20 protein-coding genes are annotated in these 21,909 nt (G+C 51.0%); 1 reads left to right on the forward strand and 19 read right to left on the reverse strand.

Going from position 1 to position 21,909, the window contains the following annotated elements; all coding sequences use genetic code 11:
- Nucleotides 1–12 precede the first annotated feature (12 nt).
- From AB1I67_RS16130 to AB1I67_RS16205, 16 genes are all read right to left on the reverse strand, one after another.
- Nucleotides 13–531 carry a GNAT family N-acetyltransferase gene (locus AB1I67_RS16130; RefSeq protein ID WP_367030920.1) on the reverse strand — a complete coding sequence of 173 codons (519 nt, stop codon included), beginning with the start codon at nucleotides 529–531 and terminating at the stop codon, nucleotides 13–15.
- A complete protein-coding gene (locus AB1I67_RS16135) occupies nucleotides 528–1,259 on the reverse strand; it encodes a class I SAM-dependent methyltransferase (RefSeq protein ID WP_367030921.1) in 732 nt (243 codons plus the stop codon). The genes AB1I67_RS16130 and AB1I67_RS16135 overlap by 4 nt, the downstream gene beginning before the upstream one ends.
- Before the next feature lies 1 nt (nucleotide 1,260).
- A complete protein-coding gene (locus tag AB1I67_RS16140; RefSeq protein WP_367030922.1) occupies nucleotides 1,261–1,761 on the reverse strand; it encodes a hypothetical protein in 501 nt (166 codons plus the stop codon).
- A gap of 385 nt (nucleotides 1,762–2,146) precedes the next feature.
- Nucleotides 2,147–2,647 (reverse strand): DNA topology modulation protein, encoded by a 501-nt coding sequence (locus AB1I67_RS16145; protein WP_367030923.1) that lies wholly within the window; start codon nucleotides 2,645–2,647, stop codon nucleotides 2,147–2,149.
- Between the two features lie 11 nt (nucleotides 2,648–2,658).
- Nucleotides 2,659–3,549, reverse strand: coding sequence for an MBL fold metallo-hydrolase (locus AB1I67_RS16150; RefSeq protein ID WP_367030925.1), 891 nt, complete (start codon nucleotides 3,547–3,549; stop codon nucleotides 2,659–2,661).
- A 503-nt stretch (nucleotides 3,550–4,052) separates the two neighbouring features.
- On the reverse strand, nucleotides 4,053–5,594 hold the full coding sequence (locus tag AB1I67_RS16155; protein ID WP_367030926.1) for a sulfatase-like hydrolase/transferase: 1,542 nt from the start codon (nucleotides 5,592–5,594) through the stop codon (nucleotides 4,053–4,055).
- Between the two features lie 16 nt (nucleotides 5,595–5,610).
- The gene (locus tag AB1I67_RS16160; RefSeq protein WP_367030927.1) at nucleotides 5,611–6,621 is read right to left on the reverse strand and encodes a Gfo/Idh/MocA family oxidoreductase; all 1,011 of its coding nucleotides are present in this window, start codon (nucleotides 6,619–6,621) and stop codon (nucleotides 5,611–5,613) included.
- Nucleotides 6,618–7,949, reverse strand: coding sequence for a sulfatase (locus AB1I67_RS16165; RefSeq protein WP_367030929.1), 1,332 nt, complete (start codon nucleotides 7,947–7,949; stop codon nucleotides 6,618–6,620). Before AB1I67_RS16165 ends, AB1I67_RS16160 begins: the two co-directional genes overlap by 4 nt.
- Nucleotide 7,950: 1 nt before the next feature.
- On the reverse strand, nucleotides 7,951–8,991 hold the full coding sequence (locus AB1I67_RS16170) for a Gfo/Idh/MocA family oxidoreductase (protein ID WP_367030930.1): 1,041 nt from the start codon (nucleotides 8,989–8,991) through the stop codon (nucleotides 7,951–7,953).
- Entirely contained in the window at nucleotides 8,991–10,037 is a 1,047-nt protein-coding gene (locus AB1I67_RS16175; RefSeq protein WP_367030931.1) for a Gfo/Idh/MocA family oxidoreductase, read from the reverse strand. Before AB1I67_RS16175 ends, AB1I67_RS16170 begins: the two co-directional genes overlap by 1 nt.
- Before the next feature lie 30 nt (nucleotides 10,038–10,067).
- Nucleotides 10,068–10,928 (reverse strand): TIM barrel protein, encoded by an 861-nt coding sequence (locus AB1I67_RS16180; protein WP_367030932.1) that lies wholly within the window; start codon nucleotides 10,926–10,928, stop codon nucleotides 10,068–10,070.
- A 2-nt stretch (nucleotides 10,929–10,930) separates the two neighbouring features.
- Nucleotides 10,931–11,680 carry an ABC transporter ATP-binding protein gene (locus AB1I67_RS16185; protein WP_367030934.1) on the reverse strand — a complete coding sequence of 250 codons (750 nt, stop codon included), beginning with the start codon at nucleotides 11,678–11,680 and terminating at the stop codon, nucleotides 10,931–10,933.
- 16 nt (nucleotides 11,681–11,696) lie between these two features.
- Nucleotides 11,697–12,467 carry an ABC transporter ATP-binding protein gene (locus AB1I67_RS16190; protein ID WP_367030935.1) on the reverse strand — a complete coding sequence of 257 codons (771 nt, stop codon included), beginning with the start codon at nucleotides 12,465–12,467 and terminating at the stop codon, nucleotides 11,697–11,699.
- Nucleotides 12,446–13,234, reverse strand: coding sequence for an ABC transporter permease (locus AB1I67_RS16195; protein WP_367030936.1), 789 nt, complete (start codon nucleotides 13,232–13,234; stop codon nucleotides 12,446–12,448). Before AB1I67_RS16195 ends, AB1I67_RS16190 begins: the two co-directional genes overlap by 22 nt.
- Nucleotides 13,235–13,237: 3 nt before the next feature.
- Nucleotides 13,238–14,065, reverse strand: a complete 828-nt coding sequence (locus AB1I67_RS16200; RefSeq protein WP_367030937.1) for an ABC transporter permease — start codon at nucleotides 14,063–14,065, stop codon at nucleotides 13,238–13,240.
- Between the two features lie 38 nt (nucleotides 14,066–14,103).
- Nucleotides 14,104–15,243, reverse strand: coding sequence for an ABC transporter substrate-binding protein (locus AB1I67_RS16205; RefSeq protein ID WP_367030938.1), 1,140 nt, complete (start codon nucleotides 15,241–15,243; stop codon nucleotides 14,104–14,106).
- Nucleotides 15,244–15,742: 499 nt separating this feature from the next.
- On the opposite strand from AB1I67_RS16205, the gene AB1I67_RS16210 reads away from it, so the two are divergent.
- A complete protein-coding gene (locus AB1I67_RS16210) occupies nucleotides 15,743–16,720 on the forward strand; it encodes a LacI family DNA-binding transcriptional regulator (protein WP_367030939.1) in 978 nt (325 codons plus the stop codon).
- A gap of 143 nt (nucleotides 16,721–16,863) precedes the next feature.
- Here the strand turns inward: AB1I67_RS16210 and AB1I67_RS16215 are convergent, their stop codons facing one another.
- The 3 genes from AB1I67_RS16215 to AB1I67_RS16225 all read right to left on the reverse strand — a co-directional run bounded on the left by AB1I67_RS16215 (nucleotide 16,864) and on the right by AB1I67_RS16225 (nucleotide 21,844).
- The gene (locus tag AB1I67_RS16215; RefSeq protein ID WP_367030940.1) at nucleotides 16,864–20,628 is read right to left on the reverse strand and encodes a phosphoribosylformylglycinamidine synthase; all 3,765 of its coding nucleotides are present in this window, start codon (nucleotides 20,626–20,628) and stop codon (nucleotides 16,864–16,866) included.
- A gap of 172 nt (nucleotides 20,629–20,800) precedes the next feature.
- Nucleotides 20,801–21,322 (reverse strand): sigma-70 domain-containing protein, encoded by a 522-nt coding sequence (locus tag AB1I67_RS16220; protein WP_367030941.1) that lies wholly within the window; start codon nucleotides 21,320–21,322, stop codon nucleotides 20,801–20,803.
- Nucleotides 21,323–21,361: 39 nt separating this feature from the next.
- On the reverse strand, nucleotides 21,362–21,844 hold the full coding sequence (locus AB1I67_RS16225) for an S-ribosylhomocysteine lyase (RefSeq protein ID WP_367030942.1): 483 nt from the start codon (nucleotides 21,842–21,844) through the stop codon (nucleotides 21,362–21,364).
- Between the last annotated feature and the right edge of the window lie 65 nt (nucleotides 21,845–21,909).

The raw sequence follows: 21,909 nt of genomic DNA on the forward strand, positions 1-21,909 counted from the left end.
TCCTTTCTGATTTCAGGTCTTTTGCCAGACATACCTGTATTCCCTGGCGGTCTCCCCTGTGCGCTCATAGAGCCGTTCCTGCTCCCGCTCAAACTCCATCCCCAGGTTCTCCATAACACGCACAGAAGCCGCATTGCGGACATCGCAGCAGGCAAACACGCTGGAAATCCCCAGTTCGTTTTCCGCAAACTTTAGCAGCGCCTGCGCCGCCTCCGTCACATAACCAAAGCCACGGTACCTTTTATTCAGGATCCACCCGATCTCCGCGGAAGCTTCCGTTTCCATCCAGAGCGTAACCGCTCCGATGAGCCGGCCTTTCAGGATCATTGCAAATTCATAATACTGAGGCTTTTCTTTCCGAACCTCCAGCCGCGCCGCTTCTATAAACCTGGCGGTCTCCTCCATGGATTCATGTGGAAAAAAGATCATATACCGGATATCCTGATCGCCGGCATACTCCCATACAGCTTCTAAATCCTCCGTCTCAAATGGGCGAAGGTGCAGCCGGTCGGTACGCAGTACCACACTCATGCTTCTTTTACCGCGCGCACAAGCAGCATCATCGGCCTGCGCAGCTCATCCTTCATACCGGGAATCTCAAGCATATCGCCGGAAGGCATAGCCTCCTCCACTGCCTCCAGCCGAAACCCCGTGTTCAATATTCCTGTCAGGATCTGCGCCAGGGTGTGATGCTGTTTGGTCACATTCTGTCCCAGGAAATGGGTCGTCCGCTCTCCTGGATAAAAGTATCCATCTACCGGCCAGTAGAGCGGAGCGCCGTCCTCATCATAGATCCAGTCCTGGTCCACACCGGCGGTAAAAATGGGATGTTCTATATTTAACAGGAACACACCTCCCGGTCTTAAGGTCTGGTGCACCTTTCTGAACACAGCCTCAATATCCTCCACATAGTGCAGGACCAGATTGGAGATCGCACAGTCAAATGCACGCTCCGGATACTCGTATTCCTCCAGGCCGCACACCCGGTATGTGATCCTTTCATCCGCATTCCGCGTATTGGCCTCAGCGATCATCTTTTCACTTAGATCGATCCCCAACACCTGCTCTGCCCCCTGCTCCGCCGCGTACTGGCAGTGCCATCCGTATCCGCAGCCCAGATCCAGGACCTGCATCCCCTTCAGATCCGGGAACATATCCTTAAACTGATGCCACTCACCCGCCCCTGACAGTCCCTGGCGGCTCCGCGACATCTGCGCATACTGTACGAAAAATTCTTCATTGTCATATTGATTGTTCATGTTAACTCTCCTCCCGATATACAGAGTGGGCCAGTTTTATGATCAATGCGCCTTTCGGCGCATCCCGTTGCAGGCAGCTGCAAAAAACAGGGATCAATTCATCCGACTGGTTCAACTTGTATTTCATGTCGATCTCTTCCTCATCACGTATCAGAAAAATAACAAAATCATTCAGTTTTGATAAATCTGATAAAAATCTAAACAGTTCATTATAAACAATATCTGTGCACTTATTATTTACCTGGCGTTCCATTTCCCATAAACCGTTCCCAGTCAGCCAAAAAGCCCGATACTGATCCATATCGACATCATCTTTTATAAAGCTGCCATAATACATTTGAAAGTAACTTTTATCATGGAACTCATCAAACACCAGACAATCGTGATACACATATCTGGGAGGGTCATAAGAAAACAATTCCCCGCCCCATTCTGCCAGCTTTTCCGGTATATTTGCTTTTTCCAGGTTCTCCGGTTTCAGAGCGATAATAAGTTCAAACATGATATGGTCTCCAATTATATATGAAAATGTCGTTGGATCTTTTTAATCTTACCATATTTCTCCGGAAACTTCTTGTCAAATATGGTCCATATCTATAAAATTTTGCAGTTTTATCTTCCTTTGCAGCTTTCGATATATTATAATTATATTGTTCATGAAATTTCCACGAATGTGGGAATGGAGGAACGTGGACTGCTCACTATCGCAGAAAAGTGCAAAAGCTACATAGCAACACGGAAACATCCTGAAAAAGACCCATCAGAAAGCTTGCCGGCACCTGATGGGTCTGGTGACGATTGCATAAGCAATCTTTAACCATACCGGAGGCAGCAGCAAAACTGCTGCCTCTTTTTCATATTCAGTTTATCATCAATATCCGGAAAAGTCAATTCATGAACGATGTAAGTTCCCGCTGATTACGGATCACGATTGTCTTATCTCCATAAGTCTCCAGTACTTGCCGATATTTGCGCGTCTGCTTTTTCGTCCGTCCTTTATACAGGATCCACCAGATAAATTCCAGGTCCATTTTCTCCATGCATCCCTCCCCGATGGTGGTACGGGTCTTGCCCCTGTATTTAAAAAAGCGCTTCATCGCACGGTAAAGACAGATAAATCGGTTGAAATTCAAAAAGATGATCTGGTCCGCCTCCTCCATGCGCCTTTCAAACAGACTTCTTGCGTAATTGCCCTCAATCACCCAGGATGTGTTAGAATCCATAAAATCTCTTACAATGGGCACTTCCTCCTCAGGCCTTCTCTCCTTCCAGCCAGGAAGCCAGTGCACGCAGTCCAGATGCAGGACCTTCGCCCCGGATCTTTTTCCGATATACTGGGCAAGCGTGGATTTCCCGCTGCCGCTGTAGCCGATGATCGCAGTTTTCATAGCAAGTCTCCCTATGAGATCCCCTCAATTGAGCTCCATAAAAGTTCATTATCTTTAAAAACAATTGCCAGACGGCCGCAGTTCTTAAGCCACGCAAGATAAGAGCGCACCGTACTTCCCACCAGAACGTACTGCTCAAAATTCATCTGCAGACCATAGATACTAAAAAGCGCCTGCAATATCTTTTCAAAGGTTTTCGGCTCCCGGCACAGGCTTATGATCTGCTCTGCAATCTCATGAACCTTATCTATATTAAACTGAGCCAGATCAGAGATATCCTCCACTGCCTCCGCATGTGCAGGTACAAACATGGCTGCTTTCATGCCCTTTACCGTTTCAAGAGTATTCAAATATCCTTCCACATCATAAAGAAATGTAATCTGGTATTTCTCCAACGTCTCCCGGCTGGACAGGCAGTCCGCCAGATAGACCACATCATCCCTGCTGCGGAACCCGACCATATCAAAGAAATGTCCCGGCAGCCCAAACATCGATATCCCTTCACAAAGCTTGTCCGGTGTCAATTCCTCCGCGTCGCTCTCCTGGGCCATCAAAAACTTATGCCGCAGATCCTTTGGCGGAAAGCCTCCGTAAAGAAATGCCGGCTCCAGCACCGGGTAACGGGTAAATGCACATTCCATACCAGGCGCAAAGATCCTGCATCCTGTCTGCTGCATCAGATACCGGTTCCCGCCAATGTGGTCGGCGTTGGAATGGGTATTGTATATGGCTCTCAGACGCCATCCATTCTCATCCAGAATCTTCCGCACCTTACGGCCCGCATCCTTGTCATTGCCACTGTCGATCAGACACACATCCGTATCGTTCATCTTTACAAGTCCGATTTTAGCCGGGCTCTGAATGTAGTAGCTGCTTTCTCCTACCTGGTGCAATTCATACATGGCGTCACTTCCCCCTTGTAAATTTGTCTTTGTAAATAAATTAATATTTTTTCAGAATTTGTCTTCCTTTGCGCTTCTCAATATATTATAATTAAACTGTTCACGAAATTTCCACGAAAACGGGAATGGAGGAACGGAAAACATCAGTGTTTCGGCAGGCAGCTTCCAATCTCTGGCTTACACACCTTTGGAAGGTCCATAAATATATGGCTTTTCCACAGGTGTGTAAACACCAAAGAAGGGAGTATGGTCTATGGGTATTTTAGACATCATTTCCAGACTCGTAGGTATTGTCACCGGACTGCTAACCATAGCAGAAAAGTGCAATCACTACATACGGTCCAGAAAATGCTCTGAAAAAGACCCATCAGCAAGCTTACCGGCACCTGATGGGTCTGGTGACAACTCAACGAAGTAGTTGTCTTACCAACCAGAGGCAGCAGCTACACCGCTGCCTCTTTTTCATATTCATTTTAACATTGTTTTATGTTAATGTCAATTATTTAGTGAACGCCCAATGCATACAGGCTTCTCACCGTCTTAGGATAATCCTGAAGTACGATCAGCTCCATCAACTGGGCCTTTAACTGTTCTTTGACCTTCGCATATTTCTCATTATATGCAAGGTTTTTCACCTCATCCTTATCCACATTTAAATCAAATAACTGCTCATTTCCATTTTGCGGGTACCAGGTATACCGGTATCCGGCTGTTACAATGGTCCGCGCCCAGTCACGAATGTCCATGGACCACACAGGATTATAGCTCTCAACATACGCCGCGGACCTCGGCCAGTCTTCCGGGCTTTCTGCAGCCTTAAGAAGAGAATATCCGCCTACTGCGGGTATCTCCTTTGCATCCACCTCCAGATATCTGCCCAGTTTGGGGACAAGCGGCATTCTGGTCTGTCCCATTTCCAAAATCGTTGGACAGATATCTTCTAACTGAATCATACAATCCAGCGTCATATCTTTTCCTATCCCGGGACCGGCGATCACCAGCGGTACGCGGATACACGCATCATAATGCCGTTCTTCCTTTCCAAAAAAGCCATGGTCTCCCAGCAGATCCCCATGATCTGCCGTAAGAATGATATACGAATCCTTCAGGCGTCCTGATTCTTCCAGTTTGTCAAGCAGCATCCCCACCTGTTCGTCCATGTATATGAGGTCAGCAAAATAATGGAGCCTGAACCGCTCCGGATTATTGGTCAGTACCTTCCGGTTTCCAAAACATATCGGAGCCACTTCCTCCATCCATGTAGGAGGAAGCTCCCTGGGGATCCATTCCTTCTTTACCCTGTCCAAATATTCCTCCGGCACTCCGTATGGACCATGAGGCTGCACATAGCTGATCTGCGCAAAGATCGGAGACTTATTTTCCTGGTCGATGAATTCCAGCGCATGCCGGGTGATCCATTCCGTCTGAGAAAGTTCTTTGGGAAACGGGAGGATATACGCCTCATGGGTTGGATCTGTCAGCTCCTGGCTGCTCCACGGAAACTTCTTTCTGGCCTTCTCAATACGCTCATATAGATTCTCCTTATTGGGGCCATATTCCCGAAACTCAGGAATCTGGGGCGCCCATATGGTGGCAAGCGCCTCATCCGCATACTCCGGGTGTTCCTCCAGGATCCAGTCCAGCCACTCACCGCCCCGTCCATCCTCTGTAGTATGGACCACGTCAAATCCATATTGATGACAGTCTGTCCGGAATCCGGCATAATGCGGGTAAGCATGGAGTTTTCCGAAAAGTCCGGTCCGATACCCTGCACGCTGAAGCTGCCGCATAAAAGTAGGAAGCTCCGGGTCCAGATAATACCCATTCTCCAAAACTCCATGCCCGCGGGTGGAAAGCCCGGTCGCAATCGTTGCTCTGGCAGGGCTGCACACGGGATTGCTGGTATAGGTATTCGGGAATCTGGTCCCCATTTTTAAAAGCCGTTTAAAACCTGGCAGTTCACATGCGCCGCCCAACGCGGCTTCCATCCATTTTGCCGACAGCGTATCAAACATAATCAAAAAAATATCTTTTGGTTCCGACATCCTCCATCTCCTTAACTTATATAGACGCCGCCATATTTAATATTTTTTCAACCATCTCCAAAGTATATAACCCGTCCTCACCGGTACATTCCGGCTCGGTATCATTGCACATACAGTCGATCACCGCTCTGTGCTGCTTGTAGCCAAAGGGCACCGTCTTAAGCGGCGGATACACCATACTGCCTTCTTCCGCCAAGCTGGGGCTTGTGACAGCCAGAGAGCCGTACCCTGTCCTGAGATAGATACTTCCATTAGAGCCATGTATTTCCATAGTATAGCGGTTGCAATGGTATTTCTGTGTCCAGCTGATGTGATGGCTCACAATAGCCCCGCTCTTTAACCGGTACTGTGTCATGGCCCAGTCCTCGTTGTCCGGATAAACCGTCTCCCCAAGAATATTGCGCTCATGGATCTTCTGTCCCTTTGACGCATAGAGGACCTCCTCAATATCGCCTAAGAGATAACGGGTCAGATCGATCCCATGCACCCCCACGTCAATGATCGCCCCTCCCGGGCCGCACTGTTTTTCCTCATACTGCCAGGTGGAATAATCGCTTCCCGGCAGTGAATTCCTGATGTGGCACAGATAGATCTCCCCCAGTCCGCCTGAGGCGATATAGTCTTTTGCCCACTTAGTCTCCTCAAAATACCGGTGCATAAAGCTGACAAAAAGCTTGACGCCGTTGGCCCTGGCCGCTATGATCATCTGCCTGCACTCGTCCGCTGTCCGGGCAAACGGCTTCTGGACAAATATGGCCTTCTTTTCCTTTGCGGCTTCTACAGCGATCTCACAGTGGCTGTCATTTGGCGTAAGGATAAATACCAGATTAACATCCTTCCTTGCGACCGCCTTGTGATAATCCGTCTCAACCGCCGCCTCATGGCCCGCCGCACGCTCCGCCCGTTCTTTTATGATATCGCAGCAGACCGTGATCCTCGCTTCCGGGATCAACCGCAGCGCATCCATATGATAGCTGCTTATTTCACCACATCCGATGATCGCAACCCCAATCCTTTTTTCTTTCATCCATGATTCCTTTCCCCCGGCCTTATTTTGGCCGAATAGTCTGTTTTTGCATTTACGATTGCCTCGCGTGGCGCTTCTATCAATCCGTCCATTAATGGATCCGCCGTTGCCTCCATCCACTGCATAAGCTTTGATGACAATTCGTTCCGGATACCTGCGTATGCGGGATCATCTGCCAGATTTTGTTTTTCTCCCGGATCTGCGCACAGGTCATAAAGCTCCGTCTCCTGGTGGGGATTGTCATAATATCCCTGCTCCATAAGCAGCGTTTTAGCCGGGGAATCGTCGATATTCGCAAGCGCCACCGAAAGATCCGCATCGAATCTTCGGATAAGCTTATATTGCCTGGTGCGGACCGACCTCACCGGTTCATAAGACGCATGATAGGTGATTTCCGAATAAACCTCCGTCCTGATTTCTGATGCCCGCCGCTCCAGAACCGGTAAAAAGGAAGTTCCCTGAAGCCAGTCCGGTTTTTCTATGCCGCACAGTTCGCAGAGCGTGGGGAAAATGTCCACCTGAGATATCAATGCATCACAAACCGTTCCTCTGGATGGATTTCCAGGATAATCAAGGATCAATCCCACGGATGTTCCGAGATCATACAAGGTACATTTCATACCCGGCAGGGCCAGGCCGTGGTCCGTCGTATAGATCACGACGGTCTGCTCTGAAAGCCCGCTGTCAGAAAGAGCCTGAAGCACATTGCCTATGGCCCTGTCGGCAATTCTGACCGAGGTCATATAACCTGCCGTATCCTGTCTTATAACATCCGTATCCGGCAGTCCCGGCATCTTCATAACATATCCCGCGTCAATGTCACCGTCCGGTTCAGGATACTCCCTGTGGGTACTGAACAGGCCAAAGGACAGAAAAAACGGCCTGTCATGACCAGATCTTAAATATTCACTCACGCAAGCAGAATTGTCCATATCAAATGTCCTGGCGTCAAATTCCAGACATCCCATATCAAACTCCTGTGTGTCCAGGATGCGGGAATACCCGATGGAAGCCGCCTCTGCCGCTTCATGCTGGATGCCGCATAAAACCGTCTCATAGCCCTGGCTTTTAAAATAAGACGCCATATGACAGGAATAATCCGGCATTTCAAACCCTCTGTGGGCAAGGCCAAACATCCCGCAGCTATGGGGATACTGACCAGTCAGCAGGGCGGCCCGGCTGGGCGAGCAGGTCGGCGCGGCGCTGAATGCCGAGCGGAACAGGGTTCCTTTCTTTGCAAAATCCATAAGCGCCGGAGTGTCCACCTGATATCCGTAGGGCTGTATAAAACAGCCCGTGTCATGGGTATGGATATAAAGGATATTCATACTATTCCACCTCAACCAAATGCTGTTTCTCTGCCGCCTCGTATACTGCCTTTGCCACCCGGATGCAGGCAAGGCCATCGTTTCCATCCGGATTCGCCGGAAGCCCATCCCGGATCATCTTGACAAAATCCTCATGCTGGGTATAACCAAAGGGGACATAGGGAAGTTCCTTAGAAACCCAGTTTGCCTGCTCTCCGGGACGCACCTTCGCCACAGTCAGCATTCCCATGGTCCCTCTCAAAAAGAGCGAGCCTTCATCCCCGAAGATCTCCATGGAAAACCGGTCGGTCGTGGACCAGTGGTGCCAGCTTATGAGCTGATTGACTAAAACCCCGTTTTTCGTCCGGTAGACAACGGTTGCGTGATCCTCGTTATCCGGCTGTACCGCTTCTCCGTTGCTCATCACCGTATCTCGGAAACGTCCCGTATCCGCATACAGTACCTCCCCGATCTCCCCGATCAGATACCGCACCAGATCGATCCCATGCACCCCGATATCCATCACGGCGCCGCCGCCCACATTTTCTTTTTTATAGAACCATTTGCTGACTGTGGAAGTGGCTCCGGGGGCATTTAATACGCGCACCATATTGATATTTCCAATATACCCGGTCCGGATCATCTCCTTCGCCTCCTCGATCCCCGCCAGATAACGGTGCATAAAACTCACAAAGAGCTGGACGCCGTTTTCCCTGCACGCATCGATCATCCGCTGGCATTCCTCCACATCCCTGGCCATGGGCTTGGTGATGAAAACATGTTTTTTATAAGAAGCCGCAAGCTCTGTCATCTCACAGTGATTGTAGTTGGGCGTCAGGATCACTACGCCCTGGACCTCCTCCAGCCCGAGAAGTTCCCTGGCATCCGTAAAGATATGTTCCTCCGGTACTCCGAAAAATCCAGCCGCCTGTCTGGCTCTATCAGGGATCAGGTCGCAGACTGCCACAACACGGCAGCCCATCACCGATTTCAGAGCCGGCATATGATATTGTTTCGCGATGGCGCCGCAGCCGATCACCGCCAGTTTTACGATATTATCCATTATTCCACCTCCTGAAAGCAGATTGTTCTTCCTTCTCTCGCCGACCGGTACGCCCCCAGTATAAGCTCCAGCGCATCCCTTCCATTATAGAGCGTAGACGGGAACGGATCGCCTGATATAAGGCAGTCCGCAAAGCACGAGGCTACCTTTTCATGGATCTGCATGAAATTGATCGGGATCCTCGGATTCTGCCAGCCTTTCATCCCGGACTTCCTGCTGTACACCTGCAATGGGAAATTGTTTTCCCCGTTGACCGCTGTCGAGGCACAGTCGTTGGCCTGCTGCATGATCGTCCCTTCCGTGCCGAAGATCTCCGTCGTAACCGAAGCCGCCTCAAACAGCCAGGATGAATGCAGGGACCCGACAATCCCATCCGCAAATTCAACGATCGCGATCCCATTGTCATCCACCGGGACATTTCTTCCGTGCTCCGCAATCCTGGCGGTGACGCTTACGGGTTTTCCAAACATCCAGATCAAAAAGTCGGCCGCATGGATCCCCTCATCCAGAAATGCTCCGCCCCCGGCCTCCTGTAAATGCGTAAACCAGCGGTACTTCTCCGGCAGCTCCCCGGTCGCGGCCCACCCGATCCCATGGCGCTTCCGGAAGGTGGTCACGGTTCCGATCTCATGTTCCTCCAGCATCTTTTTGATCCGTGTGTTGACCGGATCGAGCCGCATGGGAAATGCCTGCATAAAACGCACTCCGGCCTGCTCCACCGCCTGTATCATCCTGTCACAGTCTTCCAGGGTCACAGCCGTCGGTTTCTCGCAAAGGATGTCTTTGCCTGCCGCCGCTGCCGCGACCGTATACTCTGCATGTCTGCTGTTCTCAGAACAGATCCCGACTGCATCGATTGCCGGATCGCCCAAAAGCTCCTCCAGCGTCTCATACCGGCGCACCCCGAACTGCTCCGCCCATTTCGCAGCCCGCTCCGGATCCGCGTCCCACACGCCGGCAAGCTCCGCCTCCGTATGCATGTGCCATGCCCGCGCCCAGTGGTCTGCATGGGGATGCGCTACCCCGATCATCGCTATATGTATCATCTGATTTCTCCTTTCCTTCTGCCCCTTCTCCTACTGATCCAACAGAAGCCGGACCAGCTCACAGGCCTTCTTTAAGTGTTCCGAAACCTTTTCCCAGTCCTTCCAGCCCTCTGTCCCATGGACTGAGATGTTATACCAGCCCTGATATCCCATTTCCTTAAAGTTCCTTATCTGTTTTTCAAAATCCCGCCGGCCTCCGCCGGGTAACTGTTCCTCCCCCGCGCCAAACGCCCGGTCGCTGTACGGGAAGCGGAAATCCTTTTTCACATCCCACAGATACAGCATATAGACCCGTTCTGAAGACACCAGTCTATAAATATCCTCCGCTTCATATCCCCTGGCGCTGCAGTGGGACGGAGCAAGGATATAGGACAGTCCATCGCCTTCTATCTCCTGGTCTGTTCTGTATATCTGGAACAGATACTCATTGTGCGTATAGCAGTGGGGTACCTCGATCCCTACACGCAGGCCCATCTCCCGGGCCAGTTCTATCTGACTCCTCAGATCCTCCATGTATTCCTCAAAGCTCCCTCTTTCCCTTCCAAATGGGACCGCGCCGGGATTTAGATTGGTCATATTATCAGCCCAGTCAACGGATTGGGCCGGTTCCCATATCACCACCGGGATTCCGAGCCTGGACGCAAACTCCATCCTCTTTTTCCGTTCCTTATCATCCATCAAAAACAAAGACATGGAGACCGCCGTCATTTCGTATTTTAAAAGCAGTTCCCTTATCTCCTCCACACTGTCCCTGTCCGGATTTGCATGATCGCAGATCGCCGGGCAGGACCAGATATCCACATGATGGATATCCAGCTTTGCCATCTCACGCAGAGCCGTTTCAAAGGAATGGGACGCATATAAATTTGAACCACAACAAAGTTTCATCATTCTCACCACCATTTAATCATATCAGTCACATCGCTTCGTATTTTAATAAATTCCGGCGAGGAAATGTCCCTGGGCCTTGGCATATGGATCTCCACAACTTCCTTTACCGCCGCCGGCTTCTGTGACAGGATCAGGATCCTGTCCGCCAGATATACCGCTTCCTCAATATTGTGGGTTATGAACAGGACCGTGCTTCCCAGCTCTTTCCACAACCGTATCACTTCATCCTCCAGATAAAATCTGGTCTTGATATCCATCTGGCTGTAAGGCTCATCCATCAAAAGCAGATCCGGCTCCATGGCAAAGGCTCTCCCTATGACCACCTTCTGCTCCGCACTGGATGCCAGTTCATGTGGGAATTTGTCCAGCTCCGGCTCTAACCCCATCAATTTGGCGATCTCTCCCACCTTTTTTTCAATATGGTCTTTTGATTTCTTCTTTAAGCTCATGGCGAATCCCAGGTTGTCCCGCACCGTCAGCCAGGGATACGCAGTCGGCTCCTGAAACACAAAGGCCAGATTATGTTTTTTCGGGTTGGCCTCCACCCCATCGATCAGGATCTCCCCTGAAGTAGGGCTTGTAAGGCAGGTCAGCAGATTTAGGAATGTGGTCTTGCCGCATCCGGTAGGCCCTACCACGCAGATAAATTCCCCTTCCCTGACATCAAAGCTGCAATTTTTAAGCACCTCAAGGTCCCCATAATTCTTGCACAGGTTCCGGACCTCAACCTTGTTTCTTCTGTTGTCTGTCATATTGTCTCCCACAGGCTCACTCACCTCCCAGATCCAGATCCATCATATCAGCTACCTCCTGGCGGATCTTCAAGAACTCTTCACTCATATTATCCCGGGGCCGCCCCACTCCATTTAGATCAAACACATGCTTGACCGAGGCCGGCTTTTTGCTGAACAGGATGATACGGTCCGCCAGATACACCGCTTCCTCGATGTTATTGGTCACGAAAATGACGGTCCGTTTTTCTTTCGACCAGATCTTAAGGATCTCGTCCTCCATGGCATATCTGGTCTGGGCATCCAGCGCCCCGAACGGTTCATCCATCAAAAGCACCTCCGGCGCATTGGCATATGCCCTTGCGATCCCCACACGCTGTTTCATTCCTCCCGACAGTTGATGGGGAAAGGAGGATTCAAATCCGGCCAGCCCTACCAGCTCGATATAGCGTCTGGCAGTCTCCCTTCGCTGCGCCTTTGGAACGCCTGCGTATTTCAGCCCAAATTCCACATTGCCCTCTACGGTCAGCCAGGGCAGCAGGCAGACCCGCTGGAATACCATAGCGATCTTCGTCGTGATATCCGTTTTTTTCTTTCCATCGAGGAGCACCTCCCCCACAGTCGGTTCCATAAGCCCGGATACCATGGACAGGATCACGCTCTTGCCGCATTGTCCGGGGCCAAGAAGAACCACGAATTCATTTTCTCTTACATCGATGGATACGTCATCTACCACCAGTGATTCTGTTTTTTCGGTGACAAATATTTTTGTCAGATTCCGTACACTCAGTTTAAATCTGTCCTCCACGGGCTAAGCTTCCTTTCTATAATCGTAAATACTGCCGACATCAGCGCTCCGATCACCCCGATAAAGATCATGGCAACCAGGACCAGCTCAATATCATTGCTGTCTGAGCCTCTTGTCACAAGAAATCCGAGACCCGACTTGGCGGAGATCATCTCTGCTGCGAGAACCACGCCCCATCCGGTGGTCAAGGCGGTTTTTAATCCGGCCATGATGGAGGGAAGCGCCGACGGAAACACAATATCCGTCAGAAGGCGGACTCCGTTTACCCCAAACATCCTTCCCACCGCGATATTATCCCGGCTCGCCAGTTCTACGCCTGCATAGGTATTGACCACGATCGCCATAAATGTGCCGATAAATACCAGTATGATCTTGGACGACTCATAAATCCCGCACCAGATAGAGATGAGCGGAACCCACGCCAGCGGAGGAATGGGGCGGATGATCTCAAAGACTGGCTGGAATACCGCCCGAAACCGCCTGTTCCATCCGATGGCTGTTCCAAACGGGATTCCCAGGACGGTCGCAATACTGAGTCCCATAAAAACGCGTTTTAAACTTGCCCATATATGTCCTGCCATGGACGTCTGCGCGATCGGATTTTCAAGCAGACCTAAAAATTTTTTCCACACCTGAACCGGTGTCGGCAGAAACTGGTTGTTCGTTCCGGAATAAAGGATCCATGCCAATATCAGGATCGCCACAGAAGCTAACGGCAATATATCCATCCACCGGACCTTGATACCTGATCTGTTTTTCTCTTTCATGATTTATTTCCTCCACCGCAGTACCATATTTTCTATCCGGCTTAATATAGCAAACAGAATCAGTCCGATCACTCCGATCACAACCATCCCCGCCATGATAATATCAATCCGCAGAAACTGGCGTCCTGTAAGGATCATATACCCCAGCCCGGAGTTGGAAGCCAGCATCTCCGCCGCTACGAGGGTGGACCAGGACAGCCCCAGTCCCACCTTCCAGCCGGTAAACACCATCGGCATTGCAGAAGGGACACCCACCCGCATAAAGATCACCCAGTTTTTCGCGCCGCAGGTCTTAGCCACATTGATCATTGCCTGGTTTGTCATCTTAATGCCCGCATAAGAATTTAAAACGGTCGCCACAAACGCGGATAAAAACACGATAAACACCTTCGGCGTCAGGCCGATCCCGAGCAGTACGATCATCAGCGGGATCCAGCTCACCGCAGGAATAGGCCGGATCAGATTAAAAACAGGCCGCACAAATTTGTCCACCGGTTTATACCACCCCATTGCAAGCCCCAGGGGCGTACCGATCAGCACCGCATATCCAAAACCCAGAAACGATATTTTCAGGCTTGAGAGTATATGTACAGGAAGGGTCGCCCCATCCGGGGATTTTGATGAAAATTTACGGATGATCACCTTGATGACCTCTGAAGGCGCCGCAACATACTTCGTCCTCACCCATCCAAACCGTACAGCACACTCCCAGACTGCCAGTACGGCAGCAATACTTACAAGAGACAACAGGAAATAGCCGAATTTCTGCTTTTGCAGTCCTCTGCGCTCTCTGTCCACAGACTCCTGCATCAGTTCCTGACTCACCGCCATAGTCTTCCTCCCATCATGTTATATAGACAAACCACCGATCATTCCGCCGGAATTGCCACAATATACTCCTCAGGCATGAGATCCAGCTCTTTGATCCGCTTTAAATCTTCCTCTGTATAGGAACCCTGTTTGATCAGGAAATCCATAATATCCTCAAAGCATTTCATGAGCCTGCGCTCTCCATTTGCATCCTTTACCATATAGGCTCTGGATTCTTCTACCGTATGGTACGGGATTCCCTGTATCACTGCACGGCACTCATCCATCGTCGCCGTCACACCGTTATTGTAAAGATGGTCGTAGTAATACTGTACCGTCTCGTCCTCATGCTCCGTCATCCACCGCGCAGCTTTATAATAGATATCAAGCACGGTTTCCACCAGCTCAGGATCTTCACAGGCCGCTGCCGTCGCATAGAGTATGGAAGGTGCATCGCCGCCCACCTTATTGCATGTGGCTGCCTTCACAAATCCATCGTTTTCCGCATCCACAGATAAAGCCAGCCATGATATCAGGGCGTCTCCCTCTCCAGCCTTAAATGCTGTATTGGCAGAGTTCACTTCCATATTGACCACATTGACATCCTCAAGAGTAAGCCCCACTGCCTCCAGCGCACACCCCAATGCATAGTGTCCTGTCGTGTTGACCGGCCCAAGCACCGATATCCCTTTCCACGTATCCGCAGTCCCGTAAAGGGTAGGATATTCTGGTACATTTCCCTGACCCGCCATCGCGATCGGGCTGTCCTCCCGGACAAAAAGGTCAACCATAAGATCGTCTGACATGCATGTGCCGATGACGCGCAGATCCATATTCAGCATGCCTACATAGGCTGGCAGTACGCCTCCCGTGCCAAACATCCAGGCATCGGAAGCCGCAGCTTCCATCTGTGCTCCGCCTGATGTATATACGAGAAACTCAGCGTCAATCCCCGCATCCTGGAACATCCCCTCTTCCTTGGCCACATAAAATGGCAGGCTATTCGTGGATGTCTGTAGTCCAAAGGTGACTTTTCTGAGCGCTTCCCCTCCGGCGTTTTGCCCGTTCTGGCTGGCTGCCTCTGTTTCTGCCTTAGCGCCCGGAGCCGCCTGTTTCTCACCCCCTGAGCCACATGCAGCGGTTACTGTTCCAACTGCCAGCGCCATTAACAACACTATTGTTTTTTTAATTCGCTTCATAATCTTCTCCTTTTCAAACTGTGCCTCACTTTTGTTACGTATACGTTTACGTAACATGCATTTTATAGCTTACTGCATACTGAAAGCATCCTGCAAAGGAAACTTCCACACGATAGTCTGATATATTGAACCGTGGGTTTCCCTTCTGTTCGGTATTATTACCAGATGACAAGCTCCCTCCTTTCCATGATTTTATATAAAATACAATTACGTAAACGTTTTACTGGTTGAAATGTTATCATATAGTACCATATTTGTCAATATGTTTTCTATTTTTTTGTTTGTTTTAGTTTTTTTGCACCTGATTCTTCTTAATAAGCTTTGTGAGGATTGACTTTTTTATGTTTTATCAGTATAATTTAGGATACACTCAACAGATTCTGAGCTTATTACAATCTAAACGAACATGAATTTCTGCTGTTTTTGTGTGTGATCCCTTCGTAATCGTTTACGTAATACAGCTGGATAATTACTTTTACTCAAAAGATCAAGGAGCGCCATGTCAAATATAACCATGAAAGAAGTCGCCGTCAGAGCCGGAGTATCCCTGGCCACGGTATCCCATGTGATCAATGGGACAAGATATGTTTCCAAAGAAACTACAGAGCGCGTCATGAGCGCGATCAAGGATTTATCCTATGTTCCCAATGTGGCAGCCAGGAGCTTTAAGATGGGAAAGCGGTACATGATCGGTTTCATCATCCCCAATATAGCAAATAACTTTTACTCTACGATCATTGAAGAGATCGAGACCGTCATCAGCAAAAGGGGCTACTCTCTCCTGCTGTCAAACACAAAGGAGTCACCTGAGAGGGAGCTTAACGCCATCCATACCTTAAGCTCCGGAATGGTGGACGGCCTGATCCTGGCTTCCACCCACCAGAACTACCACGAGATCAAACCGGCTATCCCGGATCATTTCCCGGTCATCTGTGTAGACCGTGTTCTTGAGGACAATGAAGCAGACGTCGTTGGTATCTCCAGTCAGGATGCGCTTTATGACGCCGCCAAAACCTTATTGGAATGCGGACACAAAAAGCTTGGATTTATCGCATTCAGCAATATCCGCAGCCCCAACATGGAACGGTTGGAGAATTTCAAAAAAGCGATCGATAAACTGGGATTTCCTATGGAAAACGTACATATTGAGTACGCTCTGACCGGCACCAACCATGTGTTCCAGCTTGCCGACCATCTCTATCAGAATGGCGTGACCGGCATCCTGGCAGCCAATAACCTGATCACCCTTGACCTGATCCGCTGGTCTATGGACCGGCATCTGGCCCTTAAAACGGATGTGGATATCATTGGCTATTATGCGGATGAGCTTTTTCCTGAAATGCTGAATATAAGCTCCATACACATGCCCACCAGCAACATGGGCGAGCTTGCCGGTGAGCTGATGCTGCACCGCCTGCAGCACCCAAATGCCCCGATCGTCAATCATGTGCTCCATTCCAATTTTATCCTGCGCTAAGCGAATCTCAGCACGCGCTGTGTCAAAGATTGTTCTCTTAAAACAGACTCTGCTGAAAAACGGATTTTGCTGATGCATCATAAAAGCCTCCGCCACATGGTATTTCCCATGCAGCGAAGGCTTTTTTAGTGATTCATAGATAATTATCTGAAGTACTTTACACCTGACTCAAAGATCTTCATATCCTGCTCCCCATAGATATTCATGGCTACCGCGTCGCCGCGCCGCTCGGAATGGGCCATCTTGCCGTAGATCCGTCCGTCCGGGCTGGTGATGCCTTCGATCGCCATATAGGAACCGTTGGGGTTCCAGTACTCATCCATAGTGGGAACACCCTTGGCATCCACATACTGGGTTGCCACCTGACCGTTCTCAAACAGCTTCTTAAGCCATGCGTCGTTTGCCACGAAGCGCCCTTCGCCGTGGGAAACCGGGGTGGTGTATACCTCTCCCACCGCTGTGCCCTGCAGCCACGGGGACTTGTTGGAGACCACTTTTAAGTTCACATATTTAGAGATGTGGCGTCCGATGGTGTTCATCGCCAGGGTCGGTGCATCCGCATCCTGTTCCGCGATCCTGCCCTCCGGGAGCAGTCCCAGCTTGATCAATGCCTGGAATCCGTTACAGATGCCCAGCATCAGGCCATCCCTGTCGCTTAAGAGCTTTTCAATCTCTTCTTTGATCACCGCATTGCGGAATACCGTGGCAAAGAACTTGGCGCTTCCCTCCGGCTCGTCACCTGCCGAGAATCCTCCCGGGAACATGACGATCTGGGCCTGGGAGATATCCTTCTTGTAGCACTCTGCGGACTGTCTGATATCCTCCGCCGTTAAGTTCTTAAATACACGGGTAATGACCTTTGCGCCTGCCCGCTCAAAGGCTCTGGCGCTGTCGTACTCGCAGTTGGTTCCCGGGAATACCGGGATGAACACGGTCGGCTGGGCCAGCTTGTGGCTGCACACATAGATGCTGTCGGCTCTGTATACCTGATCCACAACCTCCGTCTGCTTTACTCCGGACTCGGTGGGGAACACATCCTCCAGCGTCCCGGTCCATGCCTGGATCGCCTCATCCATGGAAATAGCCGCCGGGCCATACTCAAATGCTTCTCTGTCTGTCACCTCACCGATCACCGTGTAGGAGATCGCCAGCTCCCCGACCTTGCCATCCGGAACCTCGCATACAATGTTGCCCCAGCCTGCTGCAAAGAAATCTCTCGGGTCTACGTTGTGCTCGATCTTGACACCCAGCCTGTTGCCGAACGCCATCTTGCTGACCGCCTCCGCCAGGCCGTGTCCTTCCACCGCATAGGCAGAGATAATACGGCCTGCTTTGATATCCTCGTGAAGCTTCGCGTATCCGTCCATGATCTGGCTGTAATCCGGCAGGTCATAGGAATCCTTTTCAATCTTAAATACCACCAGCTTGCTTCCGGCTTTCTTAAGCTCCGGCGTGATGATGGTCCTGCTGCTCGCCACGTCCACCGCAAAGGAGACAAGGGTCGGCGGAACATTGATCTCCCCGTGCTGCTCGTCATTGAAAGTGCCGGACATGCTGTCCTTGCCGCCGATGGACGGCAGTCCAAAGCCAAGCTGCGCATGGTACGCGCCAAGGAGGGCCGCAAACGGAGCGCCCCAGCGGGCAGCATCGTCGGTCATACGTTTAAAATACTCCTGGAAGGTGAAACGGATCTTGCTGAAATCACCGCCGCCTGCCACGATCTTCGCCACGGAAGAAAGCACCGCATAGATGGAACCGTGGTACGGGCTCCAGCTTGACAGATAGGGATCAAAGCCATAGCTCATCATGGTCACGGTGTCGGTCTTGCCTTCCAGCACCGGCAGCTTCGCAACCATGGACTGGGTTTCCGTCATCTGGTACTTACCGCCGTAAGGCATGAGTACGGAACCTGCTCCGATGGAGCCGTCAAACATCTCCACCAGGCCCTTCTGGGAGCATACATTTAGATCTGCAAGGACTTTCAGCCAGGCTTCTCTTACATCGCCGACCTCGCGCCGCTCAAAGGGATTGCCCTCCTTCACCGGGGTCTCAAGGACTACCTTCGCCTCCTGATGGGCGCCGTTGGTATCCAGGAATGCACGGCTCACATCCACGATGGTCTTTCCTCTCCAGTTCATCACCAGACGCGGCTCTTTGGTCACCACCGCAACCGGGATCGCCTCCAGATTCTCTTCCCCGGCATATGCCAGGAACTTGTCCACATCGGATGGATCAAGGACCACCGCCATACGCTCCTGGGACTCGGAAATAGCGATCTCCGTGCCGTCCAAGCCTGCGTATTTTTTCGGCACCTTGTCAAGATCGATCTGCAAGCCGTCTGCCAGCTCGCCGATAGCTACGGACACGCCGCCAGCTCCGAAGTCGTTGCATTTTTTAATAATGCTGCTGACCTCCGGACGGCGGAACAGTCTCTGGATCTTTCTCTCGGTCGGCGCATTGCCCTTCTGGACCTCCGCGCCGCAGACCTCGATGGAGGCTTCTGTATGTACTTTGGAAGAGCCGGTCGCGCCGCCGATGCCGTCGCGTCCTGTGCGCCCGCCCAGCAGAACAATGATATCGCCCGGATCCGAGGTCAGGCGCTTCACATATTTTCTCGGAGCAGCGCCCATGACAGCGCCGATCTCCATGCGTTTTGCCACATAGTCGGGATGATAGATCTCTTTTACATATCCGGTGGCAAGGCCGATCTGGTTGCCGTAGGAGCTGTAGCCGTTTGCTGCGCCGTTTACCAGCTTTCTCTGGGGCAGCTTGCCCTTTAAGGTCTCGGAAAGTGGACGGGTCGGATCTGCCGCGCCGGTCACGCGCATGGCCTGGTATACATAGGTACGGCCGGAAAGCGGGTCGCGGATCGCACCGCCCAGGCAGGTCGCCGCGCCGCCGAAGGGCTCGATCTCCGTCGGATGGTTGTGGGTCTCATTTTTAAAGTTGACCAGCCACTCCTCCGTCACGCCGTCGATCTCAACAGGCACAACGATACTGCAGGCATTGATCTCGTCGGAAACCTCCAGATCCTCAAGCTTTCCTTCTGCGCGCAGTTTCTTCATGGCAAGAAGGGCTAAATCCATCAGGCAGACGAACTTATCGTCACGGCCTTTGTAGATCACTTCCCGGTCGGCCAGATACTGGTTGTAGGTGGCCTCGATCGGGGCCTTGTAGTCCCCGTCGGTGATCGTCACGTCCTTAAGCTCCGTGGAGAAGGTGGTGTGGCGGCAGTGATCGGACCAGTAGGTGTCCAGCACGCGGATCTCCGTCACGGTCGGGTCACGGTGCTCCTCGTCTGTATAGTAGCTCTGGATATGCTGAAAATCCTTGAAGGTCATAGCCAGGTTCAGAGAGTCGTAAAGCTCCTTTAACCTGGTCTCGTCGTATTCTGTAAATCCGTCAAAGGACGCCACATCTGCCGGGGTATCGAATACAGTCACCAGGGTAGCGGGCTTTTCACCGGAAGCCTCTCTGGAGTCCACCGGGTTGATACAGAAGCTCTTGACCGCTGCCTTCTGATCCTCTGTCAATGCGCCGGACAGCACATAGGTGGTGGCTGTGCGGATGACTGGCTCTTCTTCCTCATTCAAGAGCTTCACACACTGTTCTGCGGAATCCGCCCTCTGGTCAAACTGTCCGGGAAGGTACTCAACGGCAAATACCGTGTCGCCCTCCTCCTTCGGGAAATCCTCCTCATACACAAAATCTACCGGCGGCTCGGAAAAGATGGTCCCCAGCGCCCGGCGGTAAGTCTCATCAGACAGATTTTCGATATCATAACGGATCAGCACCCGCACATTGGTTACGGTATCAATGCTTAAATAGCTGCTGATCTCCTCTCTAAGTTCTCCGGCCTTAACGGCAAATTCAGGTTTCTTCTCTACATATACTCGTCTTACGCTCATGTGATTCCTCCTGTTGTGGCGGCTTGGTATCCGCGGTCTTTGCAGCACAGCCTGTCCTTTCGAGGTACGTGCAGAATGCTGCATATTTCTTACTCACATCATAGCATATCTTTTCTTATAAATAAAATTAATATATTTAATCTCATTTATTAGTAACACTTATTTACAGCATCTATTCTTCCGCATCCGGGCTGACGCTCATGGCGTCCAGCGTCAGTTTCATGATCGCTTTGATCTCTTCCACCGTCATCTTCATCTTTTCCGCCAGTTCTTCCACAGTGGCTTCCCGGCCCAACTCCTCCGCCATCCTCTGGGAAACCGTCTGCAGCACGTTCACCCGGGCAAGCATCTCCTCCTCGACCTGGGCTTCCGTCTTCTGTTCCTCCAGTGCTGCTTTTAGACAGGCTTCGGCCTGTTCTTTGAAAAATGAATTAAAATCACCATTTTCATATTGATCGATCGCTGTAAGGAGGGCTATATTAGCCTCCTGGATCAGATCGCCCATGGGCAGCCCCTGGTCCGCATATGGTTTTACAAATTCTATGACGGAAGCCAGTTTTCCTTCCATCAGACGGTTCCTGGCCGATTCATCCCCCAGGCGCACCCGGGAGAGAAGCTCCTCTTCCTCCTCACGGGTGCAGGGAGTGATTGCTGCAACCTCTTCCAGGTACATCTGGTATATATCATCATGCATGATGCTCTCTCCTATCTTTTCATGTTTTATACTTAATACTTAGTCCTCCGGATACACCATCCTGGAATCGTCGATCTGATCCAGCACTTCCCGGTAATACTTATCTGCCACAAACCGCGCCATCGGCAGGTTCATGTCCAGATAATTGCCGCAGTCCCGCGCGCTGGCGCCCGGCACCTCGCCTTCGTAGCTGCGGATGAAATCAAACATATTGCGCATAAGCGGCACGATGTCCTGCGGGTCGTAATCTCCTGCTAACAATAGATAAAAACCGGTCCGGCATCCCATAGGGCCAAAGTACAGGACTTTATCCCGGATGCCTTCCTGGTTGCGCAAAAAAGTGGCTCCCAGGTGCTCGATGGTGTGTATCTCTGCTGTGTTGATCACTGGCTCGGCATTGGGTTGTGTCATGCGGATGTCGAAGGTGGTGATCACTGTATCTCCTGCTGTATCTTTTCGGGAAACATAAAGTCCCGGAAGCAGTTTTAAATGATCGATCGTAAAGCTGGTTATCTTTTCCATGATGTTCCTCCTGTTTTGGGTTGGGTTCTTGCTACGTTTATCTTATCATCCCCACCCCGTGAAGT

This window comes from Clostridium sp. AN503 (genome assembly GCF_040719375.1).
Taxonomy (GTDB): domain Bacteria; phylum Bacillota; class Clostridia; order Lachnospirales; family Lachnospiraceae; genus Brotaphodocola.

What these genes read in the sequence shown, in the direction of transcription:
- AB1I67_RS16170 (WP_367030930.1), bottom strand. Translation starts at nt 8,991, where the DNA reads ATGGATAATATCGTAAAACTGGCGGTGATCGGCTGCGGCGCCATCGCG.
- AB1I67_RS16180 (WP_367030932.1), bottom strand. Translation starts at nt 10,928, where the DNA reads ATGATGAAACTTTGTTGTGGTTCAAATTTATATGCGTCCCATTCCTTT.
- AB1I67_RS16175 (WP_367030931.1), bottom strand. Translation starts at nt 10,037, where the DNA reads ATGATACATATAGCGATGATCGGGGTAGCGCATCCCCATGCAGACCAC.
- AB1I67_RS16135 (WP_367030921.1), bottom strand. Translation starts at nt 1,259, where the DNA reads ATGAACAATCAATATGACAATGAAGAATTTTTCGTACAGTATGCGCAG.
- AB1I67_RS16160 (WP_367030927.1), bottom strand. Translation starts at nt 6,621, where the DNA reads ATGAAAGAAAAAAGGATTGGGGTTGCGATCATCGGATGTGGTGAAATA.
- AB1I67_RS16140 (WP_367030922.1), bottom strand. Translation starts at nt 1,761, where the DNA reads ATGTTTGAACTTATTATCGCTCTGAAACCGGAGAACCTGGAAAAAGCA.
- AB1I67_RS16195 (WP_367030936.1), bottom strand. Translation starts at nt 13,234, where the DNA reads ATGAAAGAGAAAAACAGATCAGGTATCAAGGTCCGGTGGATGGATATA.
- AB1I67_RS16220 (WP_367030941.1), bottom strand. Translation starts at nt 21,322, where the DNA reads ATGCATGATGATATATACCAGATGTACCTGGAAGAGGTTGCAGCAATC.
- AB1I67_RS16185 (WP_367030934.1), bottom strand. Translation starts at nt 11,680, where the DNA reads ATGACAGACAACAGAAGAAACAAGGTTGAGGTCCGGAACCTGTGCAAG.
- AB1I67_RS16155 (WP_367030926.1), bottom strand. Translation starts at nt 5,594, where the DNA reads ATGTCGGAACCAAAAGATATTTTTTTGATTATGTTTGATACGCTGTCG.
- AB1I67_RS16215 (WP_367030940.1), bottom strand. Translation starts at nt 20,628, where the DNA reads ATGAGCGTAAGACGAGTATATGTAGAGAAGAAACCTGAATTTGCCGTT.
- AB1I67_RS16210 (WP_367030939.1), top strand. Translation starts at nt 15,743, where the DNA reads ATGTCAAATATAACCATGAAAGAAGTCGCCGTCAGAGCCGGAGTATCC.
- AB1I67_RS16130 (WP_367030920.1), bottom strand. Translation starts at nt 531, where the DNA reads ATGAGTGTGGTACTGCGTACCGACCGGCTGCACCTTCGCCCATTTGAG.
- AB1I67_RS16205 (WP_367030938.1), bottom strand. Translation starts at nt 15,243, where the DNA reads ATGAAGCGAATTAAAAAAACAATAGTGTTGTTAATGGCGCTGGCAGTT.
- AB1I67_RS16145 (WP_367030923.1), bottom strand. Translation starts at nt 2,647, where the DNA reads ATGAAAACTGCGATCATCGGCTACAGCGGCAGCGGGAAATCCACGCTT.
- AB1I67_RS16165 (WP_367030929.1), bottom strand. Translation starts at nt 7,949, where the DNA reads ATGAATATCCTTTATATCCATACCCATGACACGGGCTGTTTTATACAG.
- AB1I67_RS16200 (WP_367030937.1), bottom strand. Translation starts at nt 14,065, where the DNA reads ATGGCGGTGAGTCAGGAACTGATGCAGGAGTCTGTGGACAGAGAGCGC.
- AB1I67_RS16225 (WP_367030942.1), bottom strand. Translation starts at nt 21,844, where the DNA reads ATGGAAAAGATAACCAGCTTTACGATCGATCATTTAAAACTGCTTCCG.
- AB1I67_RS16150 (WP_367030925.1), bottom strand. Translation starts at nt 3,549, where the DNA reads ATGTATGAATTGCACCAGGTAGGAGAAAGCAGCTACTACATTCAGAGC.